This is a genomic window from Salinicola socius, assembly GCF_001937195.1.
In the GTDB taxonomy this organism is placed as follows: Bacteria; Pseudomonadota; Gammaproteobacteria; order Pseudomonadales; family Halomonadaceae; genus Salinicola; species Salinicola socius.
On sequence record NZ_MSDO01000007.1, the window covers coordinates 84164 to 108466 of the forward strand.

Sequence of the window (24303 nt, forward strand, 5' to 3'; positions counted from 1 at the left end):
GCCTATCGACACTCGTTGAATGGCCGTCCGTTACCGGACTAGCCTCTGTTACTGCCTTTTGAAGAACCACTGACAGACGGTTTACCCGCTGATTTTGTGGATAATAAACTGACCACTTACATTACGGCCCCGTTTGAAAGATACGGCCGTTGGGGGGCACTGAAGCTGATAGGCCTGATATTCAGCGGCGTGCGACGAGCATGAGAAACCTAATACTTGCCAGCATAGCATCGACTTTTACAATAAAGTAAACCCTGAATGAAACTTAGGATTTATTTTGCAAAAGAACCAAAACATTTAAATCACTATTTAATTCAACGAGCGATAACTCAGGTCTTTAGACAAACCACATGTCATTAACGTCAATCAACATTCTGGAGACGTTTTGTTATCAGTTTTGATCCGCGGCCAGACTCGATATCTCAGGCCTGTTAGAGAAACCGGTGGAGAACCTCGGGAAAGGAAAGTGTTGTTAACCCCTGAACTGGCGATAACCCAGACCGTCAAGATCGGATACCCTGAACTCCCCACCCAGCCAGAAGAGAGGAGATTCGCATGCCAGCCAGAGCCATCAGCCTCGAGCAACAGCAGCGCCTGATCGAGATTGTGCGCGATGCCGCCAGGACCGAGATCCTGCCGCGCTTTCGCAATCTCTCCGAGGACGCGATCCGTTCGAAGAGCGCGCCGGACGATCTGGTGACCGACGCCGACCAGGGCGCAGAGCGGATGATGACGGCGGCGATCCGCGAGCTAATGCCGGAGGCGACGGTGATCGGCGAGGAAGCGGTGGCCGACGGCAGCGCCAATCTCGACGACATCGCCGGCGCCGAGCTGGCGCTGATCATCGACCCGGTCGATGGCACCTGGAACTTCGCCCGCGGGCTCAATCAGTTCGGGGTGATTCTGGCGGCGACCAGCTTCGGCGAGACGATCTTCGGCCTGCTCTACGATCCGCTGGCGGACGACTGGATCGTCGCCCGTCACGGCGAAGGCGCCTGGTTCGGCCGCCCCGATGGCACCCAGCGCCAGCTGCAGGTGTCGGCCACCGACAAGTTCGACGAGATGGTCGGTTCCACCTCGATCCGGCTGTTCGCCAAGCCGCAGCAGTACCAGCTGGCGGCGACCTTCCCCGACTTCCAGCGCATGATGGCGTTCGGCTGCGCCTGCCACGAATATCGCACCATGGCGTTCGGCTTCGTCGACTTCATGCTCACCGGCAAGCTGATGCCGTGGGATCATGCCGCGGGGCTGATGATCCACGCCGAAGCCGGCGGCCATTCGGCGCTGCTGGACGGCACACCCTACCAGCCGACGATCCACCAGGGCACGGTGCTGGCCGCCAGCTCGCGGGCGCACTGGGAGCAGCTGCGCGAGAAGTTCAGCTTTCTGGGCTAAAAAGTGCCTGCGCTCGCCCATGCGGCGTTAAAAATTGGTTCAAAATGCTCATTTACACCCCGTAAACTCCGCGTTTTCGCCAATTTTTGCCTTGCCTGGCCTTCGCTCGTCGACTTTTTACGCAGGGCACTGGCCATCATCATTGACCACCAAGACGACGAAAACCGGCGCCGAGAAGGCGCCGGTTTTCTTTTCTGTAGCCGATCGGGACGAACCGCTCAGACAGACCGAATCAGGGAATGATCTTCTCGGCGCGCAGGCGATCGAACAGATCGAAGAACGCCGCTCGCGTTTCGCGGAAGTGATCGAAGCCGAAGTCGCGAGACTTGGTGGTGTCGTTGACGCACTCCTGATCGCGGCCGAGATCCGCATCGGTGTGCCACCAGGAGGCCAGCTTGGCGACATCCGGCTCGACCAGATCGTGCTTTTCGGCAATCTCGCGCCAGGTCGATTCGGCACCGGCCATCTGCGTTTCCAACGGCTGCATCGACTCCGGGTCGTCCGAGGCTTCGGGCCCCTGACTTTCTAGACCAAAGTACTCACCGATCTCGCGCCACATCCGGCGCCAGCGGAACACATCGCCATTGACGGTGTTGAAGGCCTGATTGGCAGCGCCCGGCGTGGTGGCGGCCCACTCCATCTGTCGCGCCAGCACCAGTGCGTCGGTCATGTCGGTGAGCGCATTCCACTGCGTCTGCGAACCGGGATAGACGAACGGCTGGCCGGTCGCCTGGCAGATCGAGGCGTAGACCGCGATCGTCGTGCCCATGTTCATGGCATTGCCGCGGGCGTAGCCGATCACGGTATGCGGGCGATGCACGTTCCAGGCGAAGCCGTGGCGCTCGGCGGCTTCGAACAGCACGTCTTCCAGTGCGTAGTAGAAGTTGTCGCCCGGCACGCGCGGCTCGGATTCGCGAAACGGCGTCTCGATCCGGCCGCTACCGTAGGCCTCGAACGAACCCAGATACTGCTTGGTACCGGTCACCAGCGAGGCGTGATCCAGCTTGTCGCTGTCGAGCGCGTCGAACAGGTTGCGCATCATCTGGCTATTGGCCTCGACGTTGGCCTTCTCGTTGTCGCGCCGAATCCAGGTGCAGTAGAAGACGTGGGTGATCGGCAGGCCGGCCAGCGCCTGCTCGGTGGCGGGCTTGTCCAGCAGATCGGCGGCAACGGGAATCACGCCGCTCTGTTCGGTGGCGCGACGAGAAAGGCCGTAGACGGTCCAGCCGCTGGCCACCAGGTAAGATGCCAGATTGCCGCCGGTGATGCCGGTGGCGCCGACGACGAGTGCAGTCCCTTTACGCATGGTCGATGACCTCCTTTCGAGTCAGGGAGTCGAGTCAGGAAGATCCGGTATCTTGCCGGATCGATGAACGCAGTCTGGTAGGCTCCGATCGTTGCTACAATCGAAAGTGTCGCAAATCTTTATTGCGCCAGACGCAACCTTAGACATTTCAAAGCACTGGATTTCAACGTCGTGAATCTCAATTCGCTGGATCTCAACGCCCTGCGCGTGTTCGAAAGGGTCGCGGCGACCGGCAGTTTCACCGCGGCCGCGCATCACTTCCACCGTGCGGTCTCCTCGGTATCCCGCCAGATTCGCGGGCTGGAAGAGGCGGTCGGGCAACCGCTGCTGTATCGACATACCCGTGCGGTCACCCTGACCGAGGCGGGAGAGCGCTACTACGAGGAAGTGCGCGAGATTCTGGAGCGACTCGATCTTGCCACCGAAGCGCTGACCTATCCCGACCCCGAGCCGAGCGGCGTGCTACGGATCAATGCGCCGGTCGCCTTCGGCCAGCGCCAGATCGTGCCGCTGCTGCATCGGTTCCAGCGTCAGCATGCCGGTATCACCGCCGAACTGCAGCTGAGCGATCACGTCGTCGATCCGGTGCGCGAGGGTCACGACATCACCTTTCGCGTTGGCGATCTGGCCGACTCCTCGCTGGTCGCACGGCGTCTGGCGCCGATGAATTACGTGGTGGCCGCGGCACCGAGCTATCTGGCCGCGAACGGCGAGCCGCGGACGCCCGAGGCACTGAGCGATCACAACTGCCTGCTCTATCAGGGTGAGATGGGCCGCCAGCGCTGGTATTTCCAGGCGCGGGATCAGCGCGGTTCGACTCCGTTCGAGGTCGCCGGCAACCTCTATAGCAACGATGCCGAGAGCCTGCTGCGCGCCGCGCTGCTGGGCCAGGGTCTGGTGCTGTTCCCCACCTGGCTGATCGGCGATGCGCTCTCGCGGGGGGAACTGGTGCCGCTGCTCGAAGCGTGGCGTGGCGAGGTCATGCCCGGCCGCCGCGACATTCACGTGCTGACCACCGAACGTCGCCTACGAACGCGCAAGGTGCGCGCGTTTCTCGACTATCTACGGGAATCGCTGGCGCCACGTCCGTCCTGGGACCGGTGGCGTGAACACATAGGCGGCCTCTCGAGCGACCATAGACAAACCTAATTAGCGATTGAATCGTGCGCGATATAGATTGACCGCATGACGACACGCAATAACACCGACGACGCGTTGGCCCTCGAATCGCAGCTCTGCTTCGCGCTCTATTCGACCCAGCTGGCGATGAACAAGCTCTACCGCAGTCTGCTGCGCGAGCTGGAGCTGACCTATCCGCAGTATCTGGCGATGATGGTGCTGTGGCAGCGGGACCGGCAGACGGTATCGGAGATCGGCGAGCAGCTCACTCTGGATTCGGCCACGCTGACCCCGCTGCTGAAACGCCTGGAAGCGGCCGGCCTGGTAACGCGGCAGCGCTCGCGGCAGGACGAGCGGCAGGTGGAGGTCGCCCTGACCGATCAGGGGCGAGCGCTGCGCGACAGGGCAGAATCGATTCCCGAGTCGGTGGGCTGTGCCAGTCAATGCACCCCCGAGGAGGCGGCCGGACTGCGCGATGCGTTGCATGGGTTGCGTCGGCGTCTCGACACCCCGTAAAGCGTTGGCGCGTTCGATGGAAGACGATTTTCGACCAACTTTTTACCCAACTAGATCGTACACGATTAAATCGGCCACGATCTTGACTCACAAGGAGATTCACCATGTCACTCGAAAAAGTGCTTTATCGTGCCCAGGCTACCGCCACCGGCGGCCGCGACGGTCGCGCCACCTCTTCCGACAAGGCGCTGGACGTCAAGCTGACCACGCCCAAGGAGCTCGGCGGTAATGGTGCCGACGGCACCAACCCGGAGCAGCTGTTCGCGGCCGGCTACTCCGCCTGCTTTCTCGGCGCGCTGAAGCTGGTGGCATCAAAAGAGAAAGCCAAGCTGCCCGACGACACGCAGATCCAGGGTGAAGTGGGCATCGGCCCGATCGCTCACGGCTTCGGCATCGAAGTGGCGCTGACGGTCAGCCTGCCGAGCATGGATCGGGAGCAGGCCGAAGCCCTGGTCGAGAAGGCCCATCAGGTCTGCCCCTACTCGAACGCCACCCGCGGCAACATCGACGTGACGCTCAACGTCGAGGTGTGAGTATCCGTAGGTGATCATCGCATCGCGCCCATTTCGGACGCGATCTCGACGGCCCGAACCATCGAAAGGTGGCTCGGGCCGTTACATCTTTGGTCGCAGCACGGTCCAGAGTGAGACTTTTATCTGATATTTATCGATTTAATTTCAATGATTTATCGTGACATGCAAAAACACGATGCGGGCATAGCGATAACGCAATAGTCTCGCGCCGCCGACGCTGCCTACCGTGTCGACTCCAACAACCAAGGGATTCGATCATGGTCGCGTTTCTCATTGCCATGGCGGTGACGGCGTTCGCCGGTACGCTGGTCATCAAGAAATACCAGCCGCAGACCGTACTGCTGCTCGCCGGGCTGGCGCTGTTCGTCGCCACGGCGCTGTTCTTCCCCGCCCAGTCGATCCTGTTCAAGGAGACCGAAACCAGCGGCTGGGCCGGTTTCGATATCTTCGAGTTCATCCATCAGATCATGTCCTACCGCCTGGCCGGGCTGGGGCTGATCATCATGGCCGCCGGTGCCTTCGCCAAGTACATGGACCACATCGGCGCCACCCAGGCGATGGTCAATATCGGCACCCGCCCGCTGGCGCGGATGCGCGCGCCCTATCTGGTACTGGCGCTCGGCTACGCGGTGGGCCAGGTACTCAATATCTTCATCCCCAGCGCGGCGGGGCTCGCCATGCTGCTGCTGGTCACGCTCTACCCTACGCTGGTACGCCTGGGCGTCAGCAAGGCGTCCGCCGCCGCGATGATCGGGATGACCTCGGTGCTCGATCTGGGGCCGGCCTCCGGCACCGCCAACCTGGCCGCGCATACCGCCAACATGGACGTGGCGATCTACTTCGCCCAGTACCAGATTCCGGCGTCGCTGTTCATCGTCCCGGTCATCTGCGTGCTGACCTACTTCAGCGCCAAGTATTTCGATCGCCGCAGCGGCCATATTGTCGACCCCGACCCCACTGCCCATGCCATCGCCGATGGCGAGACGGAGGCCCCGCGCGTCCCCGGCTTCTATGCGCTGCTGCCGATTCTGCCGCTGACGCTGATTCTGATCTTCAGCAAGCTGCTGATCCATCAGATCGAAATCGGCGTGGTGACGGCGATGATCATCGGCGCCGTGCTGGGCCTGTTCTGCGAGATGGTGCGCAAGCGCCGTGAGCTGCAAGCGGTATTCAAAGGCTTCATGACCTTCTTCCAGGGCATGGGGCAGATGTTCTCCTCGATCATCTCGCTGATCATCTGCGCCGAGTTCTTCGCCGCCGGCCTCACCGCCATCGGTGCCATCGACTTCATGATCGGCGCGGCCCAGGGCGCAGGCTTCGGTCTGTTCGGGATGACCCTGGTCACCTGTCTGCTGGTGGCGGTGACCGCGATTCTCACCGGCTCCGGCAACGCGGCGTTTTTCTCCTTCGCCGGGCTGGCACCCAACGTCGCCGCCGCCACGGCCGCCGGCCCGGTGGCCCTGCTGCTGCCGCTGCAGTTCACCGCCGGGATCGCGCGCTCGCTGTCGCCGGTTTCCGGGGTGATCATCGCCGTCAGCGAGGCCGCCGGCTGCTCGCCCATCGATATCGTCAAGCGCACCGCGATCCCGCTGATCGGCGGGCTGATCGTGCTGTTCGTCTATACCGCGCTGTTCGTGGGCGTGAAATGAGCCGCGATCTTCCGCGAACCGATGGTCTGAACCTGCAACGTCGAACGACTCTGCACACCTTTGGCGAGAACCGACCATGAATGTTGATCAGCTTCCCGATTCGACCGACCACCTCTTTTCTCGCGATGCCACCTGGCAGGCGTGGCTGGAGGTCGAACGTGCGCTGGCGCTGACCCAGGCCGAACGAGGCATGATTCCCGCTGCCGCCGCGGCGGAAATCGAGCGCTGCGCGACCCTCGATCAGCTCGATCGCGAGGCGCTGGCCACGGACATCGAACGCACCATGTCGCCGGTGATGTCGCTGGTGCGGGCGCTGGCCGCGCGCTGCGACGGCGACGCCGGCGGCTACGTCCACCTCGGCGCCACGACGCAGAACATCATCCTCAGCGGCAAGATGCTGCAGCTGAAGCGTTCGCATCGCTGGCTCAAGGCGCAGCTCGCCGCACAGCTCCAGTGTCTGGCGGATCTCGCCGAACGCGGCGCCGAATGGCCGTGCGTCTCGCGCACCAACCGTCGCCACGCCCTGCCGATCACCTTCGGCTACAAGGTCGCCGGCTGGATCGAGGAGCTGGAGCGCAACGTCGAGCGGCTGGAGGCGGTGGAATCCCGCGCCTTCGTGCTCACCTTCGGCGGCGCCAGCGGCGCCATGCACAGCTACGCCGACGAAGGCCAGCCGCTGGCGGAAGCGCTGGCGACGCGGCTGGGCCTCGGCGTGTCGCGCGTTCATTCCCGCGCCGCCATCGACGGCCTGGTCGAGTACATCACCACGCTGGGACTCTACGCCGCCGGCTGCGAGCGCCTCGGCCAGGAGCTCTACACGCTGATGGCCAACGAGTTCGAGGAAGTCAGCGAAAACCAGGGGAATGAAGTGGTCGGCAGCAGCACCATGCCGCACAAGTTCAACCCCAAGTACGCCGTCAACCTGCTGGCCGAGGCCGGCGAGCTGCGCGGCCTGGTGGCGCCGGCGCTGGAGACCGCCCGCCCCTCCCACGAGGGCGATGCGTCGTGCAACTTCCGCCTCTACAGGTTGCTCGATCAGGCCGGTGCGCTCGCCTATCGCGTCGCCACCACCCAGCGCACGCTGCTGACCCGGCTGGTGCCCCATCCCGAGCGGATGCGCGAGATCCTGATGGCCAACGCCGCGCCGCTGATGTCCGAGCACATCATGCTCGAACTGAGCGACGAGATCGGCCGCCAGCGCGCCCACGATCTCGTTCATGAGGCCATCGTCGCCAGTCGCGACGGGGCTCGCACCTTTGCCGAGGCGCTGTTCGACGACGACACCGTGCGCCGCCACTACGGCGACCGCGCCACGCTCGAGCAAGCTCTGCTCCCCGAGCACTACACCGGCCAGAGCCGCCAGATCGCCCTGGCGATGGCGGCCTCGGCCCGGCATCTCGCCACGCGTCTTGCACGCGCTTTCGAAGAAGAAAAAGAAAAGGAAGGATCATGCCAATAACACCAAGACGCTCTCTTCGCCTCATGCTGGCGCTGGGCAGCATCGCTCTGTCGCCGCTGGCGCACTCGCAGACGTCTCAGGTATCAAATACTTCGCAGACCCTGGCCACGGGCAGTCATGAATCGACCTTCACGCTGCCGGATAGCCAGCGCCGGATCGAGGTCGCAAGCTACGTGCCCGAGGGCGCCGACGCCAAGACGCCGATCGTGTTCGTGCTGACCGGCCTCAAGCGCAACGCCGAGGATTACCGCGACGCCTGGATCGATGCCGCCGACGAATACGGCTTCACCATCGTGGTGCCGCGCTTCTCCAAGCAGGACTATCCCGGCGTCGCCGGCTACAACCTGGGCAACCTGGTCAGTGCCGACGGCCAGCTCAATCCGCCCGAGGCGTGGTCCTACAACGTCATCGACGGCCTCTTCAGCGACTTCGAACGGTCCGGCCAGACCGAGCGCCAGCGCTACTACCTGTTCGGCCACAGTGCAGGCTGCCAGTTCGTGCACCGCATGCTGACCTTCTCGCCGCAGTCGCGGGTCCAGGCGGCGATCTGCTCGGCGGCGGGCTGGTGGACGCTGCCCGATACCGACAACGAGTGGCCCTACGGGCTCAAGGGTGCGCCGGTCGAGGTCGACCGTGACGCCCAGCGTCAGCTCGCCGGCCTGAATCTGCTGGTGACCGTCGGCGCCGAGGATACCGACCCCTGGCACAAGTACCTGCGCCGCAGCTACCAGGCGATGGCCCAGGGCAACAACCGGGTCGAGCGCGCCTGGATCTACTACAAGACCGCCGAGCAGAAGGCCAACCGCTACGGCTTCGACTTCCATTGGGCGTTCCAGACCGTGCCCGACGTCGGCCACGACAACGCCGGCATCGCCCCTTTCGCCGCCGAGCAGTTCGCCGCCTTCGAGCGCGACGGCGCCTTCGATGTCGTCACTCCGGTGACACCGCCGGATAGCACACCCCAGCGCTAGCGCTCGCCTTCGCATCGCATTGTCTATCACTGCCCCTCGTCCGCTCAGCGGGCGAGGCAGGAAACCTGCGTCCGCTCGATGGCCAGCGTCGAGCCGCGAGCGGCCGCGCCAGCAGCTCCCGACAATTTCCAGAAGCTCCCCACAACATGAAAAACGAACAGGAGTTCACCATGAACACGCCATGCCACCGCACTACGATCCGGCGGCCCCGACTCGCACGCGCGCTCCCGGCCCTTTCGACAACAACGCTTCTATCGACAACAACCCTTCTCTCGATAGCAACGCCTGTCGCGGGTACCTGCACTTTGGCATTGACTCTGGCGCTCGCCGCGCCAGCCCAGGCCGATTTCCTGGCGGACAGTACCGCTTCTCTGGAGCTCAAGAACTACTTCATCACCCGCGACTATCTCGAGGGCGACAGGGACGACAACAAGCGCGAGGAGTGGGCGCAGGGCTTCCTGTTCCGGGCGGACTCCGGCTTTACCGAAGGCCCGATCGGGTTCGGCGTCGATACCATCAGCATGCTGGGGGTGAAACTCGACTCGAGCCCATCCCGTTCCGGCACCGGCCTGCTCGAGATCGACGACGATGACCGCGCCGAGGACGATTACACCAAGTTCGGCGCCACCGCCAAGATCCGCGCCGGCGACAGCATACTGCGCTACGGCTACCTCGAACCGCGTCTGCCGTCGCTGCGACCGAATGCCAGCCGGCTGTTCACGCAGTCGTTTCTCGGCACCCAGATCACCTCGACCGACATCGACGGGCTGGAGCTGACCGCGGGCCAGCTCAACCGCACACGCCAGCGCGACGAGACCGACTACGAGCCGATGGCGCTGAATCGCAAGAGCGGCGCCTATGGCAAGGCCACCAGTACCCGCTTCCAGTTCGTCGGTGGGGAGTATCATCTCGGCAAGCGCGGGCGGCTCGGCTATCACTACGCGCAGCTGGAAGACATCTACCACCAGCATTACGTTGGAGTGAGCGACGGCATCAATCTCGGTTCGGGTCGGCTGGGCGCCGATATCCGTTATTTCGACGCCAGCGAACAGGGCGCTGCCGAGGCCGGCGAGGTGGACAACCGCGCCGTCACCACGCGGCTGCGCTATCGGCTGAACGGACACACCTTCAGTGGTGGCTATCAGTCCCAGTTCGGCGACACCCCTTTCACCTACCTGAGCGGTACCAACGTCTACCTGTTTTCCCAGTATCAGATCAGCAACTTCACCGAGACCGACGAGCGGGTCTGGCACGCCCGCTACGACTATGAGTTCTCACGATTCGGGCTGCCGGGACTGACCTTCATGGTTCGCTACGCCATGGGCGACCAGGCCAGCGTCAACGGCTTCGACGGCGAGGCGCGGGAGTGGGAACGGGATGTCGATATCGAGTACATCGTTCAGGGCGGCTGGCTCGAAGGGTTGTCACTGCGCTGGCGCAACGCCGCCCGGCGCGCCAATTTCACCCGCGACGTCAACGAGAATCGCGTCCTGCTCGGCTACACCTTGAAACTGTAGCCGAGAAACGCCTCGATCCGGCTCACGGCAGCAGCGTGACGCCGTCATGGAACGCGCGGTCCTGCTGGCCGCGTGCCTCGAGCGTTTCGCGCAGTGTATCGATGAAGCGCCGCGCGATGGGGCGCTGACCCGCCGGCGGCAGGATACAGGCGTAGGTCAGCTCGGTGGCGGGGGTGATCGGGCGCATCACGGTGCCGCCGCCCTCGTTGTCAGCTCCCGCAGTGGCACCGCAGCAGGCCAGATCGAGCAGCCCCAGCCCGAATCCCGCTTCGACGAAGCGCGGCACCAGTTGCGTCGAGCCGACCTCCAGCGCGATTCGGGGCTTGCGTCCGATCCCGTCGAACAGTCGATCCAGCCGCTGGCGCCAGATCTGCTGCGGCTTGAGCGTGACGAAGGGCGAATCGACCAGTGCCTCGACCGGCACGCGTTCGAGCGCCGCCAGCGGATGGGTCGCCGGCATCAGCACCTGGGTGGTCGCCTGCAGCAAAGGCTCCACTGCCAGCTCGACGATGGCGTTCTCCACCGGCAACGAGAGCAGGCCGACGTTGTAGCGCCGCGATCCGACCTGGCGCTCGACGTCGAAGCGACTGCCGATATCGATCTTGCAGTTGAGCTCGCGGCAGCTCTCGCGCAGCCGGACGATCGCCGCCGGCAGCAGCGTGGCGCCGATGGGCGCGGAAGTGATGATGCGCAGGCTCTCGACCGTCTGCTGGCGGATCTCGCCGGCGATGGTGGGGATCTCCTCGACGGCGTTGAGAATGTGCTCGGCTTCTCGATAGAAGCGCTCGCCTTCCAGGGTCAGCAGCAGTTTCTGATGGGTACGCTCGAACAGCGTCAGCTTGAGCTCCGCCTCCAGCGAGGCGATCAACCGGCTGGCGGCGGGCTGGCTCAGGTTGGCCGCCTGCGAGGCCGCCGACAGCGAACCGTGCAATACGGTCAACCGGAAAAGTCTGAGAGCCTTGAGATTCATGGGAGGTCAACGGCGCCAATGGAGCGAAGCGAAGAGCCTACCAGAAGCCGGGAGAGAGACACTGCCGCTTTGGTGGCAAGCGGCGTGACGCCGAGGCACGAAGCACGAAGCACGAAGCATCGTCTCCGATCAGCGCCCCAGCCCGATCGACGTGATCAACGATTCAGAATGATCGCCGTGATCACGCCGGTGGCAACAGCCGCCAACACGTAATCGCCGTCGATGTTCAGCCAGCGGTGTCCTCGCGGCGGCTCCCGCAGGTGGCGAGCGTGCCAGTCGCGGACCCAGTAGCGATCGTCCCGATAGTAGTGATCGGCAAGGTGGCCGCCCTTGTACCAGCCGCGATGATCGTCGCGATCACGGTCGCGACCGCCGCCATGTCGGTCATGGTGATGTCTATCATGATGACCGCGGTCGTGGTCGTTGCCACGACCATTGCCATGACCGTGTCCATTGCCATGGCCCGGATTGGCCTGGGCGATTCCGGCGGTGCCCAAGGCGGCAATCATGACGCCAATCGTCAGTGCACGATGTTTCATGGAAACCTCCTTATGTCGCCGTCCCCACGAAACGGAAAGAAACGAAACGAACAGCGAGTGAGTCAGAGAATGCACCAAGCTTGACGCGGCAATAAGAAAACAGCGTTCACAAATTGTGCAACTCGCGCCTGTCCCTCCCCGATGAGCGGTGTCCGCCGGAAAAGTCGGCCCATGGACCGCAGCGGCTCGCACTTAGCGTGCTAAGATCGTGAAACCCTCCTCCTCCGCCCGGACTTGCCGACGTGTCAGTGACCGCCCCTCGAGCCGCAGCACCCACGCCTTGGCCCACCATCGTGCTGCTGGCGATGACCGCGTTCTGCGCCGCCGCCACGCAACGAATTCTCGATCCGATGCTGCCGCGTCTCGCCGAGGTCTACACCACTACGCTGAGCGCCGCGTCCTGGGCGATCACCGCCTTCGCCATCGTCTACGGCTGTCTGCAGCTGGTGCTGGGGCCGAGCGGGGACCGCTACGGCAAGCTGCGCGTAATCTCGCTGTTTTCCCTGCTCGCCGCCGTGGCCAGTCTACTGTGTGCACTGTCGGGCAGCCTGGCGACCTTGATCGCGGCGCGCATGCTGGCCGGCGTGGGGTGCGCCGCGGTGATCCCGCTGGCGATGGCCTGGATCGGCGACAACGTGCCCTACGAGCAGCGCCAGGCAGTGCTGGCGCGCTTCCTGATCGGGCAGATCGGCGGCCTCGCCTGCGGCCAGACGTTCGGCGGACTGGCCGCGGAACAGGATTGGTGGCAGTGGCCGTTCCTGGCCTACACGCTGATGTTCGCCGCCGCCAGCGGGCTGCTGTGGTACCGCGCCGGCCGTCACGAACGGCCCCGGAAACGGGAACGGGAATCGCTCGGCGTAAGCCTGCGTTACGTGCTGCAGAAGCCGTGGCCGCGGGTGGTACTGATCACCGTATTCTTCGAAGGTGCGGCGGTCTTTTGCGGGTTCGCGTTCGTGGCCAGCCATCTGCACGTCGCCGGTGGGTTGCCGTTGACCGAAGCCGGGCTGATCCTGGCGGTGTTCGCTCTCGGGGGGTTGAGTTTCGCGCTGCTGGCGCGACGGCTGGTGCCGAAACTGGGCGAGAGCGGGCTGTGCCAATCGGGCTGCGTGCTGATCGCGATCGCGCTGGCCGCCATCTGCCTGAGGCCGACGCCCAACGTCGCTATCGTCGGCTGCTATCTGTTCGGGCTGGGATTCTACATGCTGCACAATACGCTGCAGACCACCGCCACCCAGATGGCGCCGGAGCGGCGTGGTGCGGCAGTGTCGCTGTTCGCCACCGCCTTCTTCACCGGGCAGTCGCTGGGCACCGCCATCGGCGGCGGTATCATTGCGCTGTCCGGCACTACACCGACCCTGGCGCTCGCCGCGGTCGCGGTGCTGCCGGTCGGCTTCGGCTTCGCCCGGCAGCTCCGTCGCCGTGACCGCGCGCTGACCGACTATGCTGCCTCTGCCGACCCGACGATCAGGTGACTGCCGTGACCGCGACTCTTGTTCATCCTCAACAGGTTCTCGACTTCTGGTTCGAGGAATTGACCCCCAAGGACTGGTTTCGCAAGGACGGCGAACTGGATCGCGCCATCGCCGCCCGATTCGGCGGCACCCTGGCCGCCGCCGCGCGTTGCGAATGCTGGCCGTGGCGCGAGACGCCTTCCGGCAGACTGGCGGAGATCCTGGTGCTCGACCAGTTTTCGCGCAACGTGCATCGCGATACCCCGCAAGCTTTCGCCCAGGACCCGCTGGCGCTCGCTCTGGCGCAGGAAGCGATCGCCGCCGGCGATGACGTCAGGCTGCCCACACGGCAGCGAATCTTCGTCTACATGCCATTCATGCACAGCGAATCATCGATCATTCACGACCGGGCGACCGTGCTGTTCGACCAGCCCGGCATGGAGGAGCAGATTCGTTTCGAGCGCCGCCACCGCGAGATCATCGAGCGCTTCGGGCGCTACCCGCATCGCAACGCGATCCTGGGTCGAGCGTCGACACCGGACGAGACCGAGTTTCTGAGCCAGCCGGGATCGGCCTTTTAACGGGCCTTGAGCAGGCGAACTTTCTTTTCGGTCTTTAAACGCGCGCTCATGCGGCCCTGCCATTCATCAGGCGCCAATCCATGACGCCGAAGTTCATGCTGCCGCTGTTCGGCTTCTGCGTCGGCTGGCCGGATGCCGAGCCCGATCTCAAACCGCGCATGCCGCAGGCGATGCTGGTCCACGAGAACCGCTACCAGCCGGTCGATCCCGCCGTACTGGCCGATTACGATGGTCAGATCACGCGCTACTACCAGCAGCGCGGCAGCCATCAGCGAGCCGAGATCTGGAGCGCGATGATCCAGCGCCTGATCATCAAGGAAACGCGGCCTTTCATTCTCGACTATCTGCACCAACAGGGCTGGGCGACGCGTTAGCCCCGGCCAGACGTCAACTCACGATGAAGCCCACGCAGGCGGCGGTCGCCAGCCCCATCACGCCATTGAAAATGCGCCACGCTCGGGGCGTCTTCAGCAGCTTGCCGATCGCCATGCCAAACCCGGCCCAGCACGAGATGCAGAAGAAGCCGACGATCTCCATGAACGCCGACAGTACCAGGGCGTTGGCGAGCAGCGAGCCGCTGGCAGGCATGAAACCGGCAATCAGCGCGATCCCCATCACCCACGCCTTGGGATTGACGAACTGGAACACCGCCGCCTGCCAGGCGGTCAGCGGGCGCGCCCCTTCCTTAGCGGTCAGGTCCGGCGGCGGTGCGATGGCGATCTTCCACGCCAGATAGAGCAGATAGACGGCGCCGATGATCTTGAGACCTTGCTGCAGCAGCGGGAAACGTTCGAACAGCACGCCCAGCCCCAGCGCCACGGCCATGAACAGCACGAAGCAACCCGCCATGATGCCGAAAATGTGCGGCAACGTGCGGCGATAGCCGTAGAGCGCACCGGAGGCGGTCAGCATCACATTGTTGGGGCCGGGCGTACCGCACATCGAGACCGAAAACAGCGCCACCGAGAACCACCAGCCAAGCGACATCACTGGCCACCTCCGGCATTTCCACCCGGCTTGAGCCTATCCGACGCCGCCCAGGTGAGCGTGAAGCGACGATTGCGCGCGCCCCGATTCTTGATGCTGGCGACCTGGATCGGGCCGATCTCGACGGTCGAGGCGACGTGGGTGCCGCCGCAGGGTTGATAGTCGATGTCGCCGATACGCACCATGCGAATCTCGCCGGCGCCGCGTGGAGGGGCCACCGACATCGTCTTAACCAGCTCGGGATGCGCGTCGAGCTCGGCTTCGCTGATCCACTCGCTGGTCACCGGATAGTCGGCTGCGATCAGCGCATTGAGCCGCTCGCTCAGCTCCTCCTTGTCGAAGCTGGCCTCGCCGAGATCGAAATCGAGCCGGCCACGATCGGCACCGATGCTGCCGCCGGTGACGCCATGGGGAACGATCACGGAGAGCAGATGCAGCGCGGTGTGCATGCGCATGTGGGCATGGCGATGCGCCCAGTCGATCTGCTGGGGGACGCTCTGCCCTGCCTCCAGCCCATGGTTCGGGTCGAGCAGGTGGTGGACCTGTCCATTGTCGCCCTTGCGCGTGTCATGAACCGTCAAGGTGCGGCCATCGGCGGTGATGAACACGCCCCGGTCCCCCGGCTGTCCGCCACCGTGGGGGTAGAACAGCGTGGCGTCGGTTACCACGACACCGTCATCCCCAATTGCCCCTGTCGTTGACCCTGTCGTTGACAGCACGGTCGCCAGGCTTTCCCGAGCGTAGGGCAGTTCGCGGAACGTCAGGACGGTAGACATCGGACACCTCTTCAGAGAATCAATCGATACCCGGGAATCATTTTTCATAAATCGTATGGGTACAATTTGTTGACTTTGTGGCTTTAAAGCCGAACAATTCGAGCATAATCGCCTTATTTCTTCGGTCAACTCGATTATTGTCACCATGACAATCTGGATCCCTCGGCTCCCCGGACATGGCCCCCGCTATCGCGAGCTGGCCGACGCCATTGCCGCCGCCGCTGCCAGCGGAGAACTGCCGGCGGGCGCCAAGCTGCCACCGCAACGACGCCTGGCAGACGCCCTCGGCGTCACCGTCGGTACGATCACCCGTGCCTACGCGCTCGCCGAACAGCGCGGCGTGGTCAGTGCACGCGTCGGCAGCGGTACCTACGTGCGCGACGCCGGTGCGCCCCACCAGGCGTTCGACCACGTCCGTCGCGTCGCGCCGGACAGCGGCATCGTCGATCTCAGCCTGTCGCTGCCGCCGCCCCACCCACAACGCGAGGCATCGCTGGCCAATGCGATGCGCTCGATTCAGCACGACCCCGAGCTGCTGAGGGCAGCCATCGATTATCAACCCGAAGCGGGCCAGCACTGGCAGCGAGAGGTGATCGCCGGCTGGCTCGCAACGCTGGGACGCGCCGTCCCGGCGGATGAGCTGTTGATCAATCAGGGCGGCATGCACGGTATCTACCTGAGTCTGAGCGCCCTGTTGTCGCCCGGCGAACGGCTGGCAGCCGAGCGCCTGACCTATCCGGGCCTGATCAGCGGCCTGCAGCAACTCTCGCTCAAGAGCGTGGCGGTCGCCCACGACGAGGAAGGCATCGATATCGACGCGTTGGCCCGCGCCTTCGAGCAGCAGCCGTTCCGCGCACTCTACGTCATGCCCGACTGCCACAATCCGACCACCGCGCGTCTTAGCGAGGCACGCCGGCGGGCGCTGGTGGCGCTGGCGCGGGAGCGTCAGTTCTGGCTGATCGAGGACGACATTCATCCTCAGCTCGATGCCGAGCCGGTGACACCGCTCTACCGGCTGGCGCCCGAATGCACGGTGACACTGTTCTCGGTCGCCAAGGTGCTTGGCGGGGGGCTGCGCGTCGGTGCCATGCGTGCGCCACTGGCGCTGCACGGACGGCTGACGGCGGCGTTGCGGGCCCAGAGCTGGATGCCGCCACCGCTGATGGCGTCACTGGTCTGTCGCTGGATCGAAAGCGGCGATGCCGAGACGCTGCTGCGCTGGCAGCGCGACGAGCTCGAGTGGCGTTTCGATCATGCCATGGAGAGGCTGGGGGAGTTCTCCCCGCGCGGTCGCCGCGGTGGGTTCTATCTATGGCTGCCGCTGCCGGGCGAGCTGCGCACCAGCCATGTGGTCGCTCAACTCCAGGCGCAGCAGGTCAACGTCAGCAGCGCCGAAAGCTTCTGCCTGGGCAGTGTTGCCGCGCCGCAGGCAATCCGCGTCTGTATCAGCGCCGCCGAAAGCCGCGAGGCGCTGATGCGAGCGCTGGAAACGATCGCCTCGACGTTGGGCGACCCGGATCCGATGCTATGGCAGACCGTGTAGATCAATAGCCCAAGCTCGTATCGACTCGATTCTCGAGCGGCCGGTCGTCGAGATAACGTTCGACGTTGGCGAAGAAGAAGCGCAGGCAGCGCGGTACGTAATCGGCGTCGTAGAGTCCGCTGTGCGGCGTGACGATCAGGTTGCGCGTGGTCCAGTAGGGCGAATCCGCCGCCAGCGGCTCCTCCGGGAACACGTCGAGCACCGCACCGCGCAGTTGACCCGCTTCCAGCCGTTTCGCCAGCGCGGCCACATCCAGCACCGGGCCTCGCCCGATATTGATCACCCCCGCGCGCGCCGGCATGGCCGCCAGTTCCGCCTCGCCGACGATATCGCGAGTATCGGCGGTCAACGGCAGCGTGATCAGCAGAAAATCGGCGCCCGCGAGCGCTTCCTTCAGCCGGCTTTGCGGCAGACTGACATCGGCGAGGGCGTGATCCCGGCCCGAACGGCTGATGCCGATCACTCTCAGGTTCAGCCGCTTTGCCGCCTCGGCCGCGGCGCTGCCCAGCGCACCCATGCCCAGGATCACCACCGTCTTGCCGTCGATGGGCTCGATCGCAGTCTGCGCCCAGTGTTTCTCGCGCTGTTGGGTCACGAAATCCGGCAGCCGGTTGTTGAGCATCAACAGTGCCGTCATCGAGAACTCCCGGGCCCGCACCTCGTGATTGCCCTTGGCGTTGGTCACCAGTACCTCGGCGGGCAGGCGGTCCAGGGGAATTCGATCGACCCCGGCACTGGTGATATGGATCCAGCGCAACCTGGGCGCCCGTGCCGCCACGTCGGCGATATCCAGCTTGCCCACCAGAATCAGCACCTCGGCATCGGCCAGCGCCGCATTCAGCGCAGTCTCGTCGTGGCTGAAACTTAGCGTGATACGCGATCCCAGACCCTCGAACTCGCCCAGAATGTCGAGTACGCGCTGATCGGCGAAGTCCTTCGACTGGCGAAAATCGGGATCGGTGTAGATATGGATATCGAGCGTGGTGGACATGGGCATTCCTTATGCGGTTCACGTCGGGTCGGGCATGGCATGACAATCAGGCAGATCGCCGGATCATCACCAAGGGTTACCGCAAAATCCCCTAGCCGGCAAATCGTCACTCGCCGAATCGATTAGAATCGGATCACTGCGTTCACGCCCGACTTCTTGCCAAGGACCTGCCATGCCTGCCCTGATCCGCCGCCCCTTCGTCTTCCTTCGTCACGGCCAGAGCACCCGCAACCTCGAACGCCGCATCGGCGGCCAGCATGACGTGGCGCTGACGCCGCAGGGCGAAGACGAAGCGAAGCGCGCAGGCGAGCTGCTGGGGGACATCGACTGGTCGCTGGCGGTGTCGAGCCCGCTGCAGCGGGCCTACCGCACCGCCGAACTGGCGCTGGGCCGCGCACCGGACCGGATCGTCGATGGGCTGATGGAACGCCACTGGGGGGACCTCGAAGGCCAGCCGATTCCCGAGACGATCCCGTATACGAGTACGCCGCCTGGTGGCGAATCCTGGCAGACATTCGTCGAGCGCATCGCCACCACGCTCAATGCGCTGCTCGACGAAGCCGAGACGCCGCTGATCGTCGGCCATTCGGGGCTGGTCCGCGCCGTGCGTGGCCTGACTCACGGCAGCCCGGCCGGACCGCGCTCGGCCAATGCGATCCCGCTGTGGATTGCACCGGAAGGCACAGAAAACTGGGTCATCCGCCCCTTCGAGCCGACCGACCGGTTATCGGCTTGCCGCTGACGGCCATTGGCATTGACCCCTGACTCGACACAAATGATAATGATTCGCTTTAATCAACTAGAAGAAAAGCGATCATGGGGTTATCACCGGGCCGCCGAAACGCGTGGGACACACTCAGGATCTGGCTCAGAATCTGGCTCGGAATCTGGCTCGGTACCGGCTGGCTGACAAGCACGGCCCGGGCGACAGAGTATCCGGTGACAGTGACCGATCTCGCCGGGCGCGAGGTGACCCTTGCCGCCGCCCCCGAGCGCCTCTTTCTCGATAATCCGCGCCACCTCTTTGCCCTCGCGGCACTGTTGCCCGATCCCGTATCACGCATGAGCGGCTGGCGCGGTTCGCTGGAGAGCTTCGACCCCGTGGCGCAGGCGCGCTTCGCGGCGGCCTTCCCCGCCCTGTCCGATTTGCCGACGCTGGGCAACAACGGCAATGCCATGCCCAGCGCCGAAGCGCTGATCACCCTCGATCCGGATCTGATCGTCGCCGATATCTCGCGCCATGCCGAGCTGCGCCAGACACCGCTGCTGGATCAACTGGCGGCGCTGCAGATTCCGATCCTGTTCATCGATTTCCGCGAGCATCCTCTCGACGACACGCAGCCCTCGCTCGAGCTGCTGGGCCAGGCGCTGGATGCAGAATCGCGCGCCTCCGCCCTGATCACGCGACTGCAATCGGCGACCGCCGCTGTCGACGACTGTCTCGATGCCGTCACCCGGCGGCCCAGCGTGCTGATCGATATCGCCCCGGGGCTCAAGGTCGACTGCTGTCGCAGCAACTTCGATTCGGGTCTCGCCGACCTGGTGGACCATGCCCGGGGCGACAACATCGCCGCCGGCATGAGCCCGGGCACCGAAAACGTACTCAACCCCGAGACCATCCTCGCGCGCGACCCCGACGTGATCATCGCCACCGCCGCCCAGTGGGCCAAAAGCGGCTCGATTCGGGCCGGCTTCGGTGTCGCGGAAAGCGATACCCAGAGCGACATGGCCGATGTCGTGGCCCGCCGACCGGGTTGGTCGGCGCTATCGGCGGTCAACGACGGCGGCTTCCACGCGATCTGGCATGGCTACCACCAGGGGCCGTTCTCGGTGGTCGCCCTGCAGGCCATCGCCGGCTGGCTGCATCCGCAACAGTGCGGCGCCCTCGATCCGGCAGCGACACGACGCGAACTCTATCGAGACTTCATGCCGATCACCGTCGACGGCACGTTCGAGACGACCTATCGCGCGGTTCCTTCATCACCACACTCATCGCCAAATTCATCGCCAAATTCATCGCCACATTGAACGCTCGCCTTCGTCGCGGGCCACGGCCAAAACGTCAGTCAGAAAACGACAATTCAAACCAGGGAACCCACGCCATGCCCCCACGCCGCCTCTCCAGCGCCGCCACCTTGGCGGTACTGCTGATAGCCGCCCGAGCCAGTAACGCGGATGACGCTCTTGCACCGATGGTGGTGACCGCCGCCACCGTCCCATCGCAAGCGGAAGGCTATCAAGCGACGCGCTCGAACCTGGTCAATGGCCGCCCAACCGACTTCCTGAGCCAGGCGCGAACGGTCGACCAGATCAGCTCGCAGATGCTCGAGGATATCGGCGCCGATTCGTTGACCGATGCCATGGCCTACATCAACGGCGTGACTCTGGGCAATACCATGGGTGGAACGGAAGCCGGGTTCATCAAACGCGGCTTCGGCAGTAACAGCGACGGCTCTATTCTGCGCGACGGCATCCGCCAGCCGCGCAATACGTTTGCCACCTTCACCACCGAGCGGGTCGAAGTGCTCAAGGGCCCGAGTTCGTTTCGCTACGGCATTCAGGAGCCTGGCGGGGTGATCAATCTCGTCAGCAAGAAGCCGCAGTACGAGTGGCAGCGCACCATCAGCGGCAAGGGCACCTCTTTCGGCGGCGGCAATGCCAGCGTCGACGTCACCGGGCCGCTGGGCGACAGCGGTGCGGCGTTTCGCTTCATCGTCGGGCAGCAGGACGAGGAGTACTGGCGCGACTTCGGCAGCCATCGTCAGACCGTGGTGGCGCCGTCGCTGAGCTGGGAAGACGACGATACCCGACTGTGGTTCGCCTATGAATATCGTGATTACGACCTGACCCTGGATCGGGGCACCGCCTTCGTCGATGGCAAGGCGGTCGACGTGCCACGCAAGCGCCGATTCGACGAGAACTGGTCGCGGGTGACCGGCCACGATCAGTCGTTCACGGCGCGCTGGGAGCAGGATCTGAACCCGGACTGGACCAGTCGCCTGACCTACGGCTGGAACCGACGCCAGTACGACGACGGCCAGCCGCGGGTGCTCAGCGTTGCCGAGGATGGCACTGCCACCCGGCGCGCCGATGCCAATCACGGCTTCGACCGGCGCGTGATCTATACCGCCGCCGAGCTGCTCGGCGACGTGACCCTGGCCGGCATTCGCCACGAAATGACCGTCGGCATCGATCATGAGCGACGCCGCGACTATCTGGCCGACCGCTATCGCGGCGCTACCGATACGATCTCGATCTACGACCCCGACGACGGCGACCTGACCCTGGACGGCGCCACCTATCTCGACAGCACCAGCCATCGTCTCGACGAGATCGACACCACCGGCGCCTATGTCGACGACAATCTGCACTTAGGCGAACGCTGGATTCTCGGCCTGGGTGGACGTTTTCAGCATACCGAGCAGTATGGCGGTCAGGGTCGGCCGTTCGTGGTCGAAACCGACACCCAGGATGACGTCTTCCTGCCCCACGCCAGCCTGCTCTACAAGCTGACGCCGCAGACCTCGCTCTACGCCAGTTACAGCGAATCGTTCGTTCCCAACCAGCCGGATGCCGACACCGGTCAGCGCTTCGATCCGGAAACGGGTCATGGCTGGGAAGCCGGGATCAAGCAACGTCTCCTCGGGGATCGGCTGCAGGCTTCACTGGCCTATTTCGAGATCACCAAGGAGAACGTCGTCGTCAGCGACAACGGCGTGTCGCGGGCGGTGGGCAAGAGCGGTTCGAAAGGGATCGAGCTCTCCGCTCAAGGGGAATTGACCGAGCGGCTATCGGTCCTCGCCAACTATGCCTACACCGATGCCGAAGTGCGCGACGATGCGGATGGCGGCACCGAAGGCAACGCGCTGCCCAACGTGGCGCGTCACACCGCGTCGCTGCTGCTATCGCAGGCGCTCGCGGTAAACCCCGATTACGGTCGTTGGCGAATCGGCGGCGGCGTGCGCTACGTCGGCAGCCGCGAGGGCGACAGCGACAACAGCTTCAGCCTCGACGACTACACCGTGGCGGACGCCTTCGTCGCCTGGGACAACCGCTGGCTGGGCGACAACACCCATCTCCAGCTCAACGTCCACAACCTGTTCGACACCACCTACTACCCCTCCAGCGGCGGCGATACCCGGGTGGTGGTCGGCGAACCGTTGGAGGTCGCGCTGCAGGCCAGCGTGTCGTTCTAATCGGCGAGGTCGAGCCGGTGGAGTTGCCCTCGCCACCCTTCAGGGCGGCGAGTGGCTATCACCAGCGCATCATCGCCCTCCGCCGCGATCAATTGACCTTCCGATGTCCAGAATCCGCTGCGTCCGATAGCAACCATGCCGCCGGACGCGGCGTTGTGGTTGGCCATGCCCACCAGCAGGTCATGACGCGCCGCCGTACGGCTGAGCTGCGCGGTATCGGCGGCATAGCCGCCCGCCGTGATCAACACACCGGCGAGATAGACCGTCGCACCCAGTGCCGCGCAATGCTCGGCGTGCTCGGGTGCATTGGTATCGGCACAGATGGCGATGGCAACTCGCTCTTCGCCGACATCCAGCAGGTAGTGCTTCTCGCCGGGTTCGAAAGTCGCCTCTTCCCCCGGATGCAGATGTCGCTTGGCGTAGGTCGAGACCTCGCCATTCGCAGAGACGACCAGCGCACCTACCTGGGGCAGCTCATGACTCACCAGCGGTAGACCGGCGACGACACAGAGTTCATGGCGCTTTGCCGCTTCGACAAGACGCGCTAACCGAGGATCTTTTGGTGACAGCGCCAGCTCCGCAGCGAGAGCGGGCTCATATCCCGTCAGCGAAAGCTCGGGGAAGATGAGCACCCCTACGCCAGCCGCGGCAGCCTCCTCGACCACGAGCAGATGACGTGCCATGTTGGCCTCGAAATCGCCGGCGACCGAGCTGATCTGCGCCAGGCCAAGGCTCAGCGGATCTCTCGTCATGCCTCCACCGCCACCGACCAGCTCAGAGATTCGCCAGCCTGGTAGGGGACGAAGGTATTGTCACCTTCGCCCACCGATTCGGCGACCGGTGTCGGCTGGCGCGTCAGGGTGACATGACTTTCGTTGAGCGGCAGGCCGTAGAAGCGCGGGCCGTTCTCGGAACAGAACGCTTCGAAGTGTTCGAGCGCGCCTTCCTGCTCAAAGACGTCGGCGTAGACCGAGAGCGCCGCTTCGGCGTTGAACACGCCGGCGCAACCACAGGAGGTCTCCTTGGCGGCGGTGACGTGGGGCGCGGAGTCGGTGCCGAGGAAGAAGCGCGGGTGACCGCTGGCGACAGCCTGGCGCAGTGCCTGCTGGTGCTCGCCGCGCTTGAGAATCGGCAGGCAGTAAAGATGCGGTCGGATGCCGCCGACCAGCATGTCGTTGCGGTTCTGGGCCAGATGCTGCGGAGTCAGCGTGGCGCCCAGGAACTCGTCGCCTTCCAGCACGAACTGGGCCGCTTCCCGGGTGGTAATGTGCTCAAACACGACCTTCAGCTCGGGGAACTGGCGGCGAATGTCGGTCATCACCTCGTCGATGAAATATTTCTCGCGATCGAAGATATCGATCTCGCCGCGCGTCACCTCGCCGTGAATCAGCAGCGGCATGCCGATCCGCTGCATCACTTCCAGCAGCGGATAGACGTCCTGAATCCGTTTGACGCCGTGCTGGGAGTTGGTGGTGGCGTTGGCCGGATAGAGCTTGGCCGCGGTGAACAGCCCATCGGCGTGGCCGCGCTCCAGCGTCTCGCGGTCGACGCTCTCGTTGAGATAGCAGGTCATCAGCGGGGTGAAATCGTGCCCGGCGGGAATCGCCGCCACGATGCGCCCGCGATAGGCGCTGGCCGCCTCGATCGTGGTCACCGGCGGCACCAGGTTGGGCATCACGATGGCGCGGGCAAACGTCCGGCTGGTATAGGGCAGCACCGTCTTCAGCACCTCGCCGTCACGCAGATGCAGGTGCCAGTCGTCGGGGCGGCGGATGCGAAACGTGTCGGGCGAAGCGGTCATCGG

23 protein-coding genes are annotated in these 24303 nt (G+C 64.4%); 15 read left to right on the forward strand and 8 right to left on the reverse strand.

The window, feature by feature from the left end; genetic code table 11:
* The first annotated feature begins 555 nt into the window (after positions 1–555).
* A complete protein-coding gene (locus BTW07_RS06850) occupies positions 556–1395 on the forward strand; it encodes an inositol monophosphatase family protein (protein ID WP_075569425.1) in 840 nt (279 codons plus the stop codon).
* A gap of 232 nt (positions 1396–1627) precedes the next feature.
* Here the strand turns inward: BTW07_RS06850 and BTW07_RS06855 are convergent, their stop codons facing one another.
* Positions 1628–2701 (reverse strand): SDR family oxidoreductase, encoded by a 1074-nt coding sequence (locus BTW07_RS06855; protein ID WP_075569426.1) that lies wholly within the window; start codon positions 2699–2701, stop codon positions 1628–1630.
* A gap of 186 nt (positions 2702–2887) precedes the next feature.
* On the opposite strand from BTW07_RS06855, the gene BTW07_RS06860 reads away from it, so the two are divergent.
* From BTW07_RS06860 to BTW07_RS06890, 7 genes are all read left to right on the forward strand, one after another.
* Positions 2888–3850, forward strand: a complete 963-nt coding sequence (locus tag BTW07_RS06860; protein WP_075569479.1) for a LysR family transcriptional regulator — start codon at positions 2888–2890, stop codon at positions 3848–3850.
* Positions 3851–3886: 36 nt separating this feature from the next.
* A complete protein-coding gene (locus BTW07_RS06865) occupies positions 3887–4336 on the forward strand; it encodes a MarR family winged helix-turn-helix transcriptional regulator (protein WP_075569427.1) in 450 nt (149 codons plus the stop codon).
* A 104-nt stretch (positions 4337–4440) separates the two neighbouring features.
* Positions 4441–4869 (forward strand): organic hydroperoxide resistance protein, encoded by a 429-nt coding sequence (locus BTW07_RS06870; RefSeq protein ID WP_075569428.1) that lies wholly within the window; start codon positions 4441–4443, stop codon positions 4867–4869.
* 257 nt (positions 4870–5126) lie between these two features.
* On the forward strand, positions 5127–6518 hold the full coding sequence (gene dcuC / locus BTW07_RS06875; RefSeq protein ID WP_075569429.1) for a C4-dicarboxylate transporter DcuC: 1392 nt from the start codon (positions 5127–5129) through the stop codon (positions 6516–6518).
* Between the two features lie 76 nt (positions 6519–6594).
* Positions 6595–7977: a lyase family protein gene (locus BTW07_RS06880; protein WP_075569430.1), complete on the forward strand. Its 1383-nt coding sequence runs from the start codon at positions 6595–6597 to the stop codon at positions 7975–7977.
* Positions 7968–8948, forward strand: coding sequence for an alpha/beta hydrolase family protein (locus BTW07_RS06885; protein ID WP_144076856.1), 981 nt, complete (start codon positions 7968–7970; stop codon positions 8946–8948). The genes BTW07_RS06880 and BTW07_RS06885 overlap by 10 nt, the downstream gene beginning before the upstream one ends.
* A 305-nt stretch (positions 8949–9253) precedes the next feature.
* Positions 9254–10465 carry an OprD family porin gene (locus BTW07_RS06890; protein WP_208605380.1) on the forward strand — a complete coding sequence of 404 codons (1212 nt, stop codon included), beginning with the start codon at positions 9254–9256 and terminating at the stop codon, positions 10463–10465.
* 22 nt (positions 10466–10487) lie between these two features.
* Here BTW07_RS06890 and BTW07_RS06895 read toward each other — a convergent pair whose 3' ends face one another.
* Both BTW07_RS06895 and BTW07_RS06900 read right to left on the reverse strand, forming a co-directional pair.
* Positions 10488–11435, reverse strand: a complete 948-nt coding sequence (locus tag BTW07_RS06895) for a LysR family transcriptional regulator (protein ID WP_075569431.1) — start codon at positions 11433–11435, stop codon at positions 10488–10490.
* A gap of 155 nt (positions 11436–11590) precedes the next feature.
* On the reverse strand, positions 11591–11974 hold the full coding sequence (locus BTW07_RS06900; RefSeq protein ID WP_075569432.1) for an RcnB family protein: 384 nt from the start codon (positions 11972–11974) through the stop codon (positions 11591–11593).
* A 242-nt stretch (positions 11975–12216) separates the two neighbouring features.
* Between BTW07_RS06900 and BTW07_RS06905 the strand changes: the two genes are divergently transcribed.
* The 3 genes from BTW07_RS06905 (at position 12217) to BTW07_RS06915 (ending at position 14380) form a co-directional block, all read left to right on the forward strand.
* Positions 12217–13446, forward strand: coding sequence for an MFS transporter (locus BTW07_RS06905; protein ID WP_144076858.1), 1230 nt, complete (start codon positions 12217–12219; stop codon positions 13444–13446).
* Positions 13447–13451: 5 nt separating this feature from the next.
* On the forward strand, positions 13452–14006 hold the full coding sequence (locus BTW07_RS06910; protein ID WP_075569483.1) for a DUF924 family protein: 555 nt from the start codon (positions 13452–13454) through the stop codon (positions 14004–14006).
* Positions 14007–14086: 80 nt separating this feature from the next.
* The gene (locus tag BTW07_RS06915; RefSeq protein WP_075569433.1) at positions 14087–14380 is read left to right on the forward strand and encodes a nitroreductase family protein; all 294 of its coding nucleotides are present in this window, start codon (positions 14087–14089) and stop codon (positions 14378–14380) included.
* Positions 14381–14393: 13 nt separating this feature from the next.
* Here the strand turns inward: BTW07_RS06915 and BTW07_RS06920 are convergent, their stop codons facing one another.
* Together BTW07_RS06920 and BTW07_RS06925 are read right to left on the reverse strand one after the other, a co-directional pair.
* Positions 14394–14993, reverse strand: coding sequence for a LysE family translocator (locus tag BTW07_RS06920; RefSeq protein WP_075569434.1), 600 nt, complete (start codon positions 14991–14993; stop codon positions 14394–14396).
* Positions 14993–15769: an alanyl-tRNA editing protein gene (locus tag BTW07_RS06925; protein WP_075569435.1), complete on the reverse strand. Its 777-nt coding sequence runs from the start codon at positions 15767–15769 to the stop codon at positions 14993–14995. Before BTW07_RS06925 ends, BTW07_RS06920 begins: the two co-directional genes overlap by 1 nt.
* Before the next feature lie 145 nt (positions 15770–15914).
* Here BTW07_RS06925 and BTW07_RS06930 point away from each other — a divergent pair, with 145 nt between their 5' ends.
* Positions 15915–17312: an aminotransferase-like domain-containing protein gene (locus BTW07_RS06930; protein WP_075569436.1), complete on the forward strand. Its 1398-nt coding sequence runs from the start codon at positions 15915–15917 to the stop codon at positions 17310–17312.
* 1 nt (position 17313) lies between these two features.
* Here BTW07_RS06930 and BTW07_RS06935 read toward each other — a convergent pair whose 3' ends face one another.
* Positions 17314–18303: a D-2-hydroxyacid dehydrogenase gene (locus BTW07_RS06935; RefSeq protein ID WP_075569437.1), complete on the reverse strand. Its 990-nt coding sequence runs from the start codon at positions 18301–18303 to the stop codon at positions 17314–17316.
* 172 nt (positions 18304–18475) lie between these two features.
* Here BTW07_RS06935 and BTW07_RS06940 point away from each other — a divergent pair, with 172 nt between their 5' ends.
* The 3 genes from BTW07_RS06940 to BTW07_RS06950 all read left to right on the forward strand — a co-directional run bounded on the left by BTW07_RS06940 (position 18476) and on the right by BTW07_RS06950 (position 22499).
* The gene (locus BTW07_RS06940) at positions 18476–19045 is read left to right on the forward strand and encodes a histidine phosphatase family protein (protein ID WP_075569438.1); all 570 of its coding nucleotides are present in this window, start codon (positions 18476–18478) and stop codon (positions 19043–19045) included.
* Positions 19046–19242: 197 nt separating this feature from the next.
* A complete protein-coding gene (locus BTW07_RS06945) occupies positions 19243–20331 on the forward strand; it encodes an ABC transporter substrate-binding protein (protein ID WP_075569439.1) in 1089 nt (362 codons plus the stop codon).
* 74 nt (positions 20332–20405) lie between these two features.
* Positions 20406–22499: a TonB-dependent siderophore receptor gene (locus BTW07_RS06950; protein WP_075569440.1), complete on the forward strand. Its 2094-nt coding sequence runs from the start codon at positions 20406–20408 to the stop codon at positions 22497–22499.
* On the opposite strand, the gene BTW07_RS06955 is transcribed toward BTW07_RS06950, so the two are convergent.
* A complete protein-coding gene (locus BTW07_RS06955) occupies positions 22496–23251 on the reverse strand; it encodes a carbon-nitrogen hydrolase family protein (RefSeq protein WP_075569441.1) in 756 nt (251 codons plus the stop codon). The genes BTW07_RS06950 and BTW07_RS06955 overlap by 4 nt on opposite strands.
* On the reverse strand, positions 23248–24300 hold the full coding sequence (gene pyrC / locus BTW07_RS06960) for a dihydroorotase (RefSeq protein ID WP_075569442.1): 1053 nt from the start codon (positions 24298–24300) through the stop codon (positions 23248–23250). The genes BTW07_RS06955 and pyrC overlap by 4 nt, the downstream gene beginning before the upstream one ends.
* Between the last annotated feature and the right edge of the window lie 3 nt (positions 24301–24303).